A 13825-nucleotide genomic window follows, 5' to 3' on the forward strand; every position below is an offset into this window, starting at 1 on the left:
TTTCTTTTCCGGACCTGTTTTCAATTTTGGTTAAGGGGTTTTCGCCATGAAGGGAAAGAAAAGGAGAAGAGAGGAAAATTCCCGGAAGGGGAAGTGGATGGGCTGGGCCGACGTCCTGATCGGTTCGGCGATTATCGCCGTGGCTTTCAACGTATTTTTTCTCCCGAATGAAATCGCCGCCGGGGGGGTGAGCGGCATCAGCACCATCCTGAACGGATTGTTCCGCTGGGAACCGGCCTATGTCCAATGGGCCTTGAACATTCCCCTTTTCCTTGCCGGCGTTGTCGTTTTAGGGGTGCGTTTCGGGGTGAAAACCTTGGTCGGGACCTTGTTTTTGCCCTTTGCCGTCTATCTGACGCGGGACTGGGGGCCCTGGACGGACAATCCCCTGCTTGCCGCCGTCTTCGGCGGAATCGGCGTCGGGCTCGGGCTCGGCATCGTTTTTCGCGGAAACGCCTCGACCGGAGGAACGGATTTGGCCGCCCAAATATTGGCGAAATATACGGGCCTTTCCTTGGGAAACTGCGTCGCATTGATCGACGGCCTCATCGTCCTTACCGCCGCCCTTGTTTTCAACATCGAAAAAGGCCTCCTTGCCCTCATCGGATTATATATAACGAGCAAGACGATCGATGCCGTGCAAGTGGGGTTCAGCCGTTCCAAAATGGCCATCATTATCACGGACAAGGCGGAGGCCGTAAAGGAAAAGATCTTGCATAATCTCGACCGGGGGCTGACCATACTAAAGGCGTACGGAGGATTTACCGAAGAAGAGCGGAATATTTTGCTCGTCGTCTTCGATCAGACAGAATTCACAAATTTGAAACAAATGGTTAAAACCGTTGATACGTCTGCCTTTGTCGTCGTTTTGGACGCTTCCGAGGTCCTGGGAAAGGGTTTCAAAACCGTATAGCATTGCTATAATATTCATGGAGATGCACATTTTTCCAGTTAGGGGGGACACGCCAATGAAGAAGAGACTTTTGTCGATCGCCGTCGGATTGTTTCTCCTGTTCGGATTGGCGGCTTGCGGCGGGTCGAAGGATAACGGCGGCGGAAATGAATCCGGAGGAGACGGCGGAACGGCCACGGCCAGCGCCGAAAAGCTTTTCGAACAAAAATGTTCGTCCTGCCACGGCGGGGATTTGAAGAGCGGTTATGCTCCCGACTTGGACAAAATCGGTTCCAAATATTCCAAAGAGGAAATTGAAAAGATCATTGAGGAAGGAATCGGACAAATGCCGAAAGGATTGCTTCAAGGCGATGATGCGGCGAAAGTGGCCGAATGGCTGGCGCAAAAGAAATAGCGGAATGACAAAAATCCCCAATCTTTTTATTGGGGATTTTTCCCATAGATACGGTAATTAACTTGAAGAGGGCGGAAAAGTTTTCCGGCCTTTTTTTGCCGAAGGCGATGTGCGGGAAGGGCATATCGCGATCAAAGGGGAAGTGAATTATTCTTTTTTTCCGAGGCGACGTGCGGGAAGGCCGGGAAAACGGCGGAGGATCCATTGTCCGGATCCTCTTTTATTTTTTTGACGCGGCGGGAAAGGCGGATGATGAAGGGCCGGTTTAAAATTTACCCTTCCCCATCGAATTTTTTCGGCGAAACGTATTTAAGTTTTTCCATATTTCCGTATAATATAAAGCAAAGCAAAATCGGACAAAAACCTTTATAATCTCCCATTTTTTGCCGATTTCTATCATTAGCAGGACCTTGAAATGAAAATGTAAATTTTTTTAATCAAAAATTGACATAATATGATGATATAATGATAGCGACGCAAGAAACGGCAAGGAAAACGAAGATCGGCCCGAAATGGAAAAAACAGTCGGAGTTGTTTGCTGAATATTCGTTCCATTTGTCGCAAAGAAAGGCGAATCTCGCTTGCAAACATCAAGAAAAGGGAAAACAAGGTGAATGAACGATGATCATCATGAAAAATGTATATAAAAAATATCCGAATGGGGTCGTCGCCGTAAACGGAATCGACGTGACCATCAGCCAAGGCGAATTCGTTTACGTAGTCGGCGCCAGCGGAGCGGGGAAATCTACCTTTATTAAATTGATGTACCGGGAAGAGAAGCCGACCAAGGGCACGATCATTGTCAACGGGCTGGACATCACGAAAATGAGAAGCAGCAAAATTCCGCTCTTGCGCCGGAATATCGGCGTCGTCTTCCAGGATTTCAAACTGCTTCCGAAACTGACGGTCTATGAAAATATCGCCTTTGCCCTGGAAGTCATCGAAGAATCGCCGCGGGTGATCCGCAAAAAAGTGTTGGAAGTGCTGGATCTGGTCAATTTGAAGCACAAGGCGCGGATGTTTCCGACGGAGCTTTCCGGCGGGGAACAGCAGCGGGTGTCCATCGCCCGTTCCATCGTCAATTCGCCGAGCGTGGTCATAGCGGACGAGCCGACCGGAAACCTGGATCCGGAAACTTCCTGGGGGATCATGCAAATTTTTGAAGAGATCAACACGAGGGGAACAACGGTGATCATGGCCACTCATAATAAGGAGATCGTCAATACGATCAAGCACCGGGTTATCGAAATCGACGGCGGCATGATCGTCCGGGATGAGCAGCGGGGAGGATACAACAATGAAAATTAGGACCATTGGCCGTCATGCGAAGGAAAGCTGGAAAAGCATCTTCAGAAACGGCTGGATGACATTCGCATCGATCAGTTCGGTGACGGTCACCTTATTAATGGTCGGCGTGTTTTACGTCATCTTGATGAACCTCAATCAGGTGGCGAAATCCATCGAAGAAGATGTGAAGATCAAGGTTTTGATCGATTCGGCGGCCGACAAGGCCATGCAGGAACAATTGGAAGCAAAAATCAAGTCCATTCCGGAAGTCGACACGGTCACCTTCTCTTCGAAGGATCATGAGCTGCAACAATTGATTAAAAGTTTCGGAGAAGACGGGAAAATCTTCCAATTGTACGAGCAGGAAAACCCTTTGTATGACGCCTTCATCGTGACGACAAAAGTTCCCGAAGACACGATCAAAGTGGCGGAACAGATCGAGAAGATGGACAATGTGTACCGGGTCAATTACGGAAAGGGAAATGTGGAAAAGCTGTTCAAGATCATCAACATCAGCCGCAACGTCGGGTTGGTCCTCATTCTCGGCCTGTTGTTCACGGCGGTTTTCCTCATCTCCAACACGATCAAAATCACCATCGTCTCCCGCAGAAGGGAAATCGAAATCATGCGCCTGGTCGGGGCGACGAACGGATTCATCCGCTGGCCCTTTTTCCTGGAAGGGTTATGGCTCGGCATGATGGGGGCGATTTTGCCCATCGCGTTGATTATCACCGTTTATAAATATGCTTACGATTTTCTCGAGCCGAAACTGCGGGGACATTTTATCCAAATCCTCGATTTCCATCCCTTCGCCTACCAAGTGGGCGGGCTGCTGCTTTTCCTCGGCTGCCTGATCGGGATCTGGGGGAGCATGATGTCCGTCCGCAAGTTCCTGAATATCTAGCAAACTGTCGGTTTCACCGATAGGGTTTCTTGTTGATTACATAGAGAATATTTCAGAGAGGAGGTTACCGGTGAAGTTTAAAAGATTCCTTTCCGTCGCGGGAAGCGCGTTTCTCCTGATGGCGATGGCGGCAAACGGAACGCCGGCCGGCGCATCCAAGCTTCAGGAATTGGAAAAAAAGAAGGAAGAGATCCAAAGCGAGAAGGCCAGCATCCATACGGAAATGGAAGAGGCCAATCAGAAGATCAACGAGATCAAAAGCCGGCAGGCGGAAGTGACGGACGATCTGCAATCCTTGGATCAGTCGATCCAGGCGACGGAAACGAAGATCAAGCAGCAGGAAGGGAAGATCGCCGAGAAAAAATCGGAGATTGAAAAATTGAAAAAGGAAATCGCCGAACTGGAAAAACGGATCGAGAAACGGGACCGGCTGTTGAAAGAGCGGGCCCGGACCGTTCAGGCGACCGGCGGCACCATCAGCTATCTGGAAGTGCTGCTCGGGTCGAAAAGCTTCACCGATTTCATCGACCGGCTCTCCGCCGTTTCCACCATCCTGGAAGCGGACAAGTCGATCATCGAAGAGCAAAAACGGGATAATGAGGCCTTAAAGAAAAACAAGAAAAAAGTCGAAAACGAATTGGCGCAGGTCGAAAAGCTGAAGAAAGAGCTGGAAGCCCAGAAGGCGAGCCTCGCCAGCCAACGGGCCAAAAAGGAACGGCTGTTGGCGGAATTGAAGGATAAACAAAAAGAAGCGGAAGAATACTACATGGGTCTGGAAGAGCAAAAAGCGTTGCTCGCCGCCCAGGAAGCCGCCATTAAAAAGGCGATGGAGCTGGAAAAGAAGCGCCTGGAAGAATTGAAGAGACAGCAGCAACAGCAACAGCAGCAGCATAACAATAAGGGCGGGAATGCGGCGCCTGCGCCTTCCGGAAGCGGGATCTTCATCCGTCCCACGACCGGAGTCGTCTCCGATGAATTCGGCACCAGGGGCGGTAAACATTACGGGATCGATATCGCCAACGGTGTAGGCACGCCCGTATATGCCGCGGCCGGCGGTGTCGTGTTAGATTCTTATTATTCTCCCAGTTACGGGAATGTCATCTTTATCACCCACATCATTGACGGGAAAACCTTTACCACCGTTTACGCCCATCTCTCTTCCCGGGCGGTTTCCCGGGGGCAAGTGGTCCAGCAGGGCCAATATATCGGAGCGATGGGTTCAACGGGAGATTCGACGGGTCCCCACCTCCATTTCGAAATTCATGAGGGGCCATGGAACGATGCGAAGTCCAATGCGGTGAACCCGCGCAAGTATATCAATTTTTAACCGGATCCGTTGAGGGCCGCCCGAAGGGAAGCGCAAAACCTCGGGATGGGGGAGCTCTGTTAAGAAGAGCGGGATGTCCGTTCTGGGACATCCCCTCTTTTTTATTTGAAAAAAGGATGCCCAACGATTGCTCGTTGCCCGTTCGAATCTTTTTACATACCTTGTCCCTCCGCCGCATACACATGGTACAAAACACGATTCGGCCGGCCGCAAGGAAACTTCGGCCCTGGAGGCAAGGAGGGACCGGTTTGTCAAAAAGGAAAGTCCTCATTTTATTGCTCATTTCCATGGTTCTTTCCGCAAGCGCCACCTATTTTCTTCTGAATTGGCGCTGGGAGGAACGGGTGCGGGAACAGCAGGATTTGATTGAAATTCCCGAGGGGGGCGCACAGGAAAATCAGGATTACTTGGAAAAAATAGGGAACGCCTTCCATTTGATCAAAACCCAATATGTCGGCGAAGTGAATGAAGAAAAATTAACGGAAGGCGCCATCCAAGGAATGTTGACCGTATTGAACGACCCTTACTCCGTGTACATGAACAGGGAGGAAGCCAGCCGTTTTTCCGAATCCCTCGATTCTTCCTTCGAAGGAATCGGCGCGGAAATCACGAAGATCGACGGGAAAATCATCATCGTTTCCCCGTTAAAAAATTCCCCGGCGGAAAAGGCCGGTTTGAAACCCTATGATCAAATCCTGAAGGTCGACGGGGCGGACGTGACGAACAAAGAATTGAACGAGGTAACTTTGAAGATCCGCGGGAAAAAAGGGACGAAAGTCGTTCTGGAAATTTTGCGCAACGGCTTGGAGAAGCCGATCTCCGTCGAGGTGAAACGGGATACGATCCCGATCGAGACGGTCTATTCTTCCCTCGAAGAAGCGAACGGGAAAAAAATCGGCTATATCGAGATCACCTCCTTTTCCCGGGATACGGGCGAAGAATTTGCCGACCATTTGAAAAAGCTGGAAAGGAAGAAGATCGCCGGCCTGATCATCGACGTGCGGGGGAATCCGGGAGGCCTGTTGACGAGCGTGGAGGAGATCGCGTCCCAACTGATAACCGGCGACAAACCGATCGTCCAGATCGAAAAAAAGGACGGGGAGCGGGAAACCATTTTTTCCAAGCTGAAGAAAAGGAAGAGCTATCCGATCGCCGTGCTGACCGACGAGGGAAGCGCCTCGGCCTCTGAAATATTGGCCGCCGCTTTAAAAGAAGGGGAAGGCTATCCGGTCATCGGCGAGCGGACCTTCGGCAAGGGAACCGTTCAGCAGCAAATCTCCCTCGGGGACGGAAGCAACATGAAATTGACGATGTACAAATGGCTGACCCCGAACGGCAACTGGATCCACGGAAAGGGCATCGAACCGGACGTGCAGGTCGAGCAGCCCGCCCTGTTCCACCTGCAGCCGCTGCAGCTGAAAGGGATCCTCAAACGGGATATGAACGATGAACAGATCAAGCAGGCCCAATTCATCTTGAAAGAGCTCGGCTATGAACCCGGACGCACCGACGGTTACTTTGACGAAACGACGGAAGCGGCGGTGAAGGTCTTCCAGCATGACAACCGGCTTCCCGAAACCGGCGTCATCGATGGGAAAACGGCGAAGACGATGGAAAAGGTGATCCTGGAGGAAAAGGAGAATAAAGCGAATGACCGCCAATTGAAGACCTCGTTAAAATACCTTTCCTACATGGCCGAAAAATAGCCCCGGAAACGGCCGGTGCCCGCAAAGACCGAAAAGGGTCTTTCGGGTGCCGGTTTTTTTCCTGCCGCCGTGCCCGCCGGCCGATTCTTTGCGCAAGGGCGCTGAAACGATCCTTGAGAGACCCTGCGCACGCCGTTCTGCGGCAGGCCGGACCCTCCATCGCAAAGGAAATCCCCCGTTGATTTTCGAAGACGGGCAATAAACGGCCGGCCGGTGCCGTTCAATGCCGGGCGCCGCTTTCGGTTCATTCGCGGGAATGACCGGCCCGTTTCCTAGTTGTTTCGCCGCCGGGCGCCGATTTTTTTCTTCGGATTGGCCGGCTTCCATTTCGGCGGTTCGCCCAAATATTTTTCCCGTATAGAAATAGGTTTTTGAAAAAAATTTTGCTAAAATAAAAGAAAATCAAGCCAACGGACCGATAGATGCTGCCATCTGCCAAGGGATTTGGGTCAATCGGACGGGGAGGTGCCTGCTTTGGCGGCATGGGTTTTTGAAGTTGCGAAAGGAATCGGCATGTTCTTTCTTCATCCTCTTTTCTATATCGGCTGGTTTTACGCCGTTTATCTCGGCTACCGCCGGGTCAAAAGGGAACGGAAGGATTTCCATGTCCGGGTGCAGGACGGCTGGTTTGAATTCCGCACCTATTTGTCTAAAGGGATATTGCCGGGGGTCCTCATTTCCCTCGTGGTTTTTGCCGCGGGCGCTTACAGTTCCTTCTCTTTTCCCGTCGCGGCCTTCTTCGCCACCCTTCTGTTTTCCCTGTTTTTGCATCCCGCTTGGTTATCGCCGGCCTTTACCGCCGGAACGGCCTTTTTTCTTTTGTATTTTTTGCAAATCTATCGCGCGGAAATTCCCTATTTGAACCGGTGGCTTTCCTTTGAGCCGGACGGGACGCTGCCGACGGTCTCTTTTTTGCTGGCCCTTTTGTTGTTTGCGGAAAGCTATTTGTTGTTTAAAGACGCGGCTTACCATACCTCCCCGCGGATCATCCGCAGCCCCCGGGGGCTGAACGTCGGCGTGCATGAATCCCGCCGGCTTTGGATGGTTCCGCTCGTGCTGGTCCTGCCCGGAGGAAATCTTCATCTGCCCTTGGATTTCTGGCCGCTTCTTCCGTTTCCGAACGAGGATTTTTCGCTCCTTATGATCCCCTATTGGATCGGATTTGCCCGGCAAATCCGCACCGATCTGCCGGCGGCTGCCGTTTCCGCCACGGCCAAAAGGGTTTTGGTCTTGGGGCTCATCGTGTCGGCCCTTGCGATTCCCGGCTTTTGGCATCCCCTCTGGTCCGCCGCTAGCGCGGCCGCAGCCGTGATCGGCCGGCTTTTTATCCCGTTGATCCAACGGATGCAGGACCAGAACCGGCCCTTCTATTTTTCCCGGTCGGAAAGGGGAGTGAAGATTCTGGATATCATTCCCGGTTCCCCGGCCGAGCGGATGGGCTTGAAGATCGGGGAATTGGTGACGAAGGTGAACGGGACGCCGGTCAACGATGACACCGGATTTTACGGGGCCCTGCAAAAAAACATGGCCTACTGCAGGCTGGAAGTCGTCGACCATCAGGGGGAGGTCCGCCTGGAAAGCGGGGCGCTGTACGAAGGGGAACATCATGAGCTCGGGATCCTCTTCGTCGGGAAAGAAAAACAATGGATGGATCATGCGGGGTAGGAACGGACGGCGGGAAGAGACTTGCCGTTCCGTTGCCGGCAACGGCGGTTTTCCTCCGCCTTTGGCCCGGGCTGTCCTTTTGTGATAAGGCCTCCGTCATCACGCCTTTTTGATTCCACGAATGAAACCCTTGGGCAGCCTTTCCGCGAACAAGCCCTGCGGGGGCCGTTTTTCCCTTTTCCGGGATGCGGCGCGCAAGCGCCATTCATCGGAATAAAAAAGTAAGCTTGATGCTTTTCGGAAGAAAAAATCCTTTTCCTGTGATAGGATAAACGATGAGAAGGTTCGTTGGACGGTGGAAGAGATATGGGCAAATATTTGGCGGCGCTGTTTTTTCCCGGTTTGCTCGTCGTCCTGTTCACCAGGGTGACCTATAACGCCCTGGTCGGATTGGTATTGACGGTGGCTTTGATCGCCATTTCCGTTTACCGCGGGTATACCGACACTTGGCCTTTATTGATCATCGATGCGTTATCCCTGACGGCCGGCTTCTGGTATTCCAGGCGAATGTCCCGGAAGTTCGTCTGACGGTGCCGGCGGGGGTTGCGGGCTGTTCGAAAAGTCATGGAGGAAGCGACTTTTTGGCAGCTTTTTTCTTTTTGCGAAAGAAGTCCGGCATTCCAAAAAACGAATATTTGTTCGTTTTTTTGTTTATTTTCCTCAATCTTATGGTAAAATGAAATCTATGATAATGACCGATTTCAAAGGATGATCCCGATGAGCCAATCGTTTCAATTAGTGTCCAAATTCAAGCCTCAAGGCGATCAGCCGCAGGCCATCCGAAAACTGGTGGAAGGCATTAAGCAAGGGAAAAAGCATCAAACCCTGCTCGGCGCCACGGGCACGGGGAAAACCTTTACGATATCCAACGTGATCCAGCAAGTCAACAAGCCGACCCTCGTCATCGCCCATAACAAAACGTTGGCGGGCCAGCTGTACAGCGAGTTTAAAGAGTTTTTCCCGAACAATGCGGTGGAATATTTCGTCAGCTATTACGATTATTATCAGCCGGAGGCTTATGTGCCCCAGACGGATACGTATATCGAAAAGGATTCGAGCATCAACGACGAAATCGATAAACTGCGCCATTCGGCCACATCCGCCCTGTTCGAACGGCGGGATGTGATCATTGTCGCCAGCGTCTCCTGCATCTACGGTTTAGGATCGCCGGAGGAATACCGGGATCTCGTCGTTTCATTGCGGACAGGCATGGAGATCGACCGCAACCAATTATTGCGCAAGCTTGTCGATATCCAGTACAACCGCAATGACATCGATTTTCAGCGGGGGACGTTCCGCGTCCGCGGCGATGTGGTGGAGATTTTCCCCGCTTCCCGGGATCAGCACTGCATCCGCGTGGAATTTTTCGGCGATGAAATCGACCGGATCCGGGAAGTGGACGCGCTGACCGGAGAGATCATCGGCGACCGTGATCATGTGGCGATCTTTCCCGCATCCCACTTCGTTACCCGCGAGGAAAAGATGAAATTGGCCATCGAAAATATCGAAAAGGAGCTGGAGGAACAGCTGGCGAAGCTCCGGGCGCAAAACAAGCTTCTCGAAGCCCAGCGCCTGGAGCAGCGGACGAGATACGATCTGGAAATGATGCGGGAGATGGGCTATTGTTCCGGAATCGAAAACTATTCGCGGCATTTGACCTTCCGGAAGCCGGGCGAACCCCCGTATACGCTGCTCGATTATTTCCCGGACGATTTCCTGATCGTCGTCGACGAGTCCCACGTCACCTTGCCTCAGCTCCGCGGGATGTACAACGGGGACCGGTCGCGGAAGGAAGTGCTCGTGGAACACGGCTTCCGCCTGCCCTCCGCCCTGGATAACCGGCCGCTGACCTTCGAAGAGTTTGAACAACATATCCATCAGATCATCTATGTTTCGGCGACGCCCGGCCCCTATGAACTGGAGCATTGCCCGGAAGTGGTGGAACAGATCATCCGGCCGACCGGATTGCTGGATCCGGTTGTGGAAGTGCGGCCGGTCAAAGGCCAGATTGACGATTTGATCGGGGAGATCCGGGAACGGATCGACAGGAACGAGCGGGTGCTGGTGACGACGCTGACGAAGAAAATGGCGGAAGATTTGACCGATTATTTGAAGGATGCGGGAATTAAAGTGCAATATTTGCATTCCGAGGTGAAGACGCTGGAGCGGATCGAGATCGTCCGCGACTTGCGCCTCGGAAAATTCGACGTCATTGTCGGCATTAACCTTTTGCGGGAAGGGCTGGACATCCCGGAAGTCTCCCTCGTCGCCATCCTGGACGCCGACAAGGAAGGCTTTTTGCGCTCGGAACGCTCCCTCATCCAGACGATCGGCCGGGCGGCCCGGAACGCCAACGGCAAGGTCATCATGTACGCCGACACGATCACCAATTCGATGCGGATCGCCATCGAGGAAACCCGGCGGCGGAGAAGGATACAGGAAGAGTACAATAAAAAACACGGCATCGTTCCGAAAACGATCCATAAAGAAATCCACGACGTGATCCGGGCCACCAAGGCCGCGGAAGACGGCGAAGAATACCGGACCGGAAGCCTTGCCAAAGGGAAGATGTCGAAGAAAGAAAGAGAGAAGTTGATCGCCCGTTTGGAAAAGGAAATGAAGGAAGCGGCGAAGGCTTTGGATTTCGAGCGGGCCGCCGAATTGCGTGATGCGATTTTCGAATTGAAGGCAGAAGGGTGAAGAAAAGATGAAAGATCGAATCGTTGTCCGGGGGGCCAGGACCCATAATTTGAAGAATATCAACGTGGAAATCCCGAGGGACCGGCTGGTCGTCCTTACGGGACTTTCCGGTTCGGGGAAGTCCTCCCTCGCCTTTGATACGATTTACGCGGAAGGACAGCGCCGTTACGTGGAATCCTTGTCGGCTTATGCCCGGCAATTTTTGGGGCAGATGGACAAGCCGGACGTGGATACGATCGAAGGGCTTTCCCCCGCCATCTCCATCGACCAGAAAACGACGAGCCGGAACCCGCGGTCGACGGTCGGCACGGTGACGGAAATTTACGACTACCTGCGCCTTTTGTTCGCCCGGATTGGGAAGCCGATCTGCCCGAAACACGGCATCGAGATCAACTCCCAGACGGTGGAGCAAATGGTCGACCGGATTTTGGAATATCCGGAACAGACGCGGATCCAAATTTTGGCCCCGGTGGTATCGGGGCGGAAGGGCACCCATGCCAAGGTTTTGGAGGACATTAAGAAGGAAGGGTTCGTCCGCGTCCGCGTCGACGGGGAGATCAGGGACATCCAGGAGAACATCGAACTGGAGAAAAACAAAAAACATTCCATCGAAGTCGTGGTCGACCGGATCATTCTCAAACCGGGCGTGCAGGCCCGGTTGACCGATTCGCTGGAAACGGCTTTGAAACTGGCCGACGGCCGGGTCATCATCGATGTCATCGGCAAGGAAGAATTGCTGATGAGCGAAAAGCTCGCCTGTCCGATCTGCGGCTTTTCCATCGGCGATTTGGAGCCGCGGATGTTTTCGTTCAACAGCCCCTTCGGCGCCTGCCCGGATTGCGACGGGATCGGCGCGAAGCTGGAAGCGGACGTGGACTTGATCATCCCCAACAAGGAATTGTCCTTGCGGGAAAACGCCATCGCCCCGTGGGAGCCGGTCAGCTCCCAGTACTATGTCCAGCTGCTGGAAGCGGTTTGCGACCATTACGGCATCGACATGGACGTCCCGGTGAAACAGATTCCCGATCATTTGATGGAAAAATTGCTGTACGGTTCGAACGGAGAAAAGATTTATTTCCGATACGTCAGCGATTTCGGCCAGGTCCATGAAAAATATGTGGAATTCGAGGGAGTCGTCCGCAACGTGGAACGGCGCTTCCGCGAAACGACTTCCGATTACGTCCGGGAGCAAATGGAAAAATATATGGCCCACAAAGTTTGTCCCACCTGCCGCGGGCACCGTTTGCGGCCGGAAAGCCTGGCCGTCAAGATCAACGGCCGCCACATCGGCGAAGTCACCGAGATGTCGATCAAAGAAGCCTTGGCCTTTTTCGAAAACTTGCCCTTGTCCGAAAAGGAATACAGCATCGCCCGGTTAATTTTGCGGGAGATAAAAGAGCGGCTCGGTTTCCTGGCGGGCGTCGGCCTCGATTATTTGACCCTCAGCCGTTCGGCAGGCACCTTGTCCGGCGGCGAGGCGCAAAGGATCCGCCTGGCCACCCAGATCGGCTCCCAGCTGACCGGGGTCTTGTACGTGCTCGATGAGCCGTCCATCGGCCTCCATCAGCGGGACAACGACCGCCTGCTGGCCGCGTTGAAGAAAATGCGCGACCTCGGCAATACGCTGATCGTCGTTGAACACGACGAGGATACGATGCTGGCCAGCGACTATCTGATCGATGTGGGGCCGGGGGCCGGAGCCCGCGGGGGAGAGATCGTCGCGGCCGGGACGCCGGAGGAAGTGATGAATAACCCGAAATCCCTGACCGGTCAATATTTGTCGGGAAAGAAATTCATCCCCGTCCCGAGGAAAAGGCGGAAGGGTAACGGCCATTTCCTCGAAGTCATCGGCGCCCAGGAAAACAACTTGAAAAACATCAACGTGAAATTCCCCCTCGGCACCTTCATCGCCGTCACCGGCGTCTCCGGTTCGGGAAAGAGCACGTTGGTCAACGAGATTTTGTACAAATCCCTGTCCCAAAAGCTCCATCAATCGAAGGTCAAGCCGGGAAAACATAAGGGGATCAAAGGGATCGAGCATCTGGAAAAGGTGATCGACATCGACCAATCGCCCATCGGGCGGACACCCCGCTCCAATCCGGCGACCTACACCGGGGTCTTTGACGATATCCGCGACGTCTTCGCCGCGACCAACGAGGCGAAGGTCCGCGGGTACAAGAAGGGGCGCTTCAGCTTTAACGTCAAGGGCGGGCGCTGTGAAGCCTGCCGCGGCGACGGGATCATCAAAATCGAGATGCACTTCCTCCCGGATGTCTACATCCCCTGCGAGATCTGCCACGGAAAACGGTACAACCGGGAAACGCTGGAAGTGAAATATAAAGGGAAAAACATCGCCGAAGTGCTGGACATGACCGTGGAGGAAGCCCTCGAATTTTTCGCCAACATCCCGAAAATCAAGCGGAAACTGCAGACGATCGTGGATGTGGGGCTCGGTTACATCAAGCTGGGCCAGCCGGCCACCACCTTGTCCGGCGGAGAAGCCCAGCGGGTAAAACTGGCTTCGGAATTGCACCGCCGTTCCAACGGAAAAAGTTTATATATTTTGGACGAGCCGACAACGGGACTTCATACGGACGACATCGCCCGCCTTTTGAAAGTGCTGCATCGCCTCGTGGATAACGGGGATACGGTCGTCGTCATCGAACATAATTTGGATGTGATCAAAACGGCCGATTACATCATCGACCTCGGCCCCGAAGGCGGGGAGGGCGGCGGAACGGTCATCGCCGCCGGCACGCCGGAGGAGATCGTCAAGGTGGGAAGCTCGTATACCGGGCAATATTTGGACAAAATTTTGAAGCGGGATTTGGCCCGCATGAACGCCCGAGAAGAAGCCGTAAACCGGGTCTGAACGCCCTTCGGGTGCGCGGCAGCCGGCAGGAAGGACGCGGGAGCGTACAAAAACCGG

General features: G+C 53.3%; 10 protein-coding genes. All 10 read left to right on the forward strand.

All coding sequences use genetic code 11. The annotated features are described in order from the left end of the window. Window positions 1-97: 97 nt before the first annotated feature. The 10 genes from A3EQ_RS0110100 (at window position 98) to uvrA (ending at window position 13768) form a co-directional block, all read left to right on the forward strand. On the forward strand, window positions 98-913 hold the full coding sequence (locus A3EQ_RS0110100; RefSeq protein ID WP_244874578.1) for a YitT family protein: 816 nt from the start codon (window positions 98-100) through the stop codon (window positions 911-913). Between the two features lie 55 nt (window positions 914-968). Further along, a complete protein-coding gene (gene cccB, locus A3EQ_RS0110105; protein ID WP_020155057.1) occupies window positions 969-1307 on the forward strand; it encodes a cytochrome c551 in 339 nt (112 codons plus the stop codon). Window positions 1308-1928: 621 nt separating this feature from the next. After that, the gene (gene ftsE, locus A3EQ_RS0110125) at window positions 1929-2615 is read left to right on the forward strand and encodes a cell division ATP-binding protein FtsE (RefSeq protein WP_020155061.1); all 687 of its coding nucleotides are present in this window, start codon (window positions 1929-1931) and stop codon (window positions 2613-2615) included. Continuing rightward, complete coding sequence (gene ftsX, locus A3EQ_RS0110130; protein ID WP_020155062.1) at window positions 2605-3498, forward strand: permease-like cell division protein FtsX; 894 nt, start codon at window positions 2605-2607, stop codon at window positions 3496-3498. The genes ftsE and ftsX overlap by 11 nt, the downstream gene beginning before the upstream one ends. Before the next feature lie 70 nt (window positions 3499-3568). Next, window positions 3569-4825 carry a murein hydrolase activator EnvC family protein gene (locus tag A3EQ_RS0110135; RefSeq protein WP_020155063.1) on the forward strand — a complete coding sequence of 419 codons (1257 nt, stop codon included), beginning with the start codon at window positions 3569-3571 and terminating at the stop codon, window positions 4823-4825. 248 nt (window positions 4826-5073) lie between these two features. Then, window positions 5074-6531: a S41 family peptidase gene (locus A3EQ_RS0110140; RefSeq protein ID WP_020155064.1), complete on the forward strand. Its 1458-nt coding sequence runs from the start codon at window positions 5074-5076 to the stop codon at window positions 6529-6531. 474 nt (window positions 6532-7005) lie between these two features. Further along, window positions 7006-8196, forward strand: a complete 1191-nt coding sequence (locus A3EQ_RS0110150; protein WP_020155066.1) for a PDZ domain-containing protein — start codon at window positions 7006-7008, stop codon at window positions 8194-8196. Window positions 8197-8502: 306 nt separating this feature from the next. Further along, window positions 8503-8724 carry a CsbA family protein gene (locus A3EQ_RS0110160; protein WP_020155068.1) on the forward strand — a complete coding sequence of 74 codons (222 nt, stop codon included), beginning with the start codon at window positions 8503-8505 and terminating at the stop codon, window positions 8722-8724. Between the two features lie 189 nt (window positions 8725-8913). Then, window positions 8914-10896, forward strand: a complete 1983-nt coding sequence (gene uvrB, locus A3EQ_RS0110170; protein ID WP_020155070.1) for an excinuclease ABC subunit UvrB — start codon at window positions 8914-8916, stop codon at window positions 10894-10896. A 7-nt stretch (window positions 10897-10903) separates the two neighbouring features. Continuing rightward, entirely contained in the window at window positions 10904-13768 is a 2865-nt protein-coding gene (uvrA, locus tag A3EQ_RS0110175) for an excinuclease ABC subunit UvrA (RefSeq protein ID WP_020155071.1), read from the forward strand. The last annotated feature ends 57 nt before the right edge of the window (window positions 13769-13825 follow it).

The organism is Caldibacillus debilis DSM 16016, from assembly GCF_000383875.1.
GTDB lineage: Bacteria > Bacillota > Bacilli > Bacillales > Caldibacillaceae > Caldibacillus > Caldibacillus debilis.

Bases quoted from the DNA above. Each gene is read 5' to 3' on its own strand.
- uvrB (WP_020155070.1), top strand. From the start codon at position 8,914: ATGAGCCAATCGTTTCAATTAGTGTCCAAATTCAAGCCTCAAGGCGAT.
- ftsE (WP_020155061.1), top strand. From the start codon at position 1,929: ATGATCATCATGAAAAATGTATATAAAAAATATCCGAATGGGGTCGTC.
- A3EQ_RS0110160 (WP_020155068.1), top strand. From the start codon at position 8,503: ATGGGCAAATATTTGGCGGCGCTGTTTTTTCCCGGTTTGCTCGTCGTC.
- cccB (WP_020155057.1), top strand. From the start codon at position 969: ATGAAGAAGAGACTTTTGTCGATCGCCGTCGGATTGTTTCTCCTGTTC.
- uvrA (WP_020155071.1), top strand. From the start codon at position 10,904: ATGAAAGATCGAATCGTTGTCCGGGGGGCCAGGACCCATAATTTGAAG.
- ftsX (WP_020155062.1), top strand. From the start codon at position 2,605: ATGAAAATTAGGACCATTGGCCGTCATGCGAAGGAAAGCTGGAAAAGC.
- A3EQ_RS0110100 (WP_244874578.1), top strand. From the start codon at position 98: ATGGGCTGGGCCGACGTCCTGATCGGTTCGGCGATTATCGCCGTGGCT.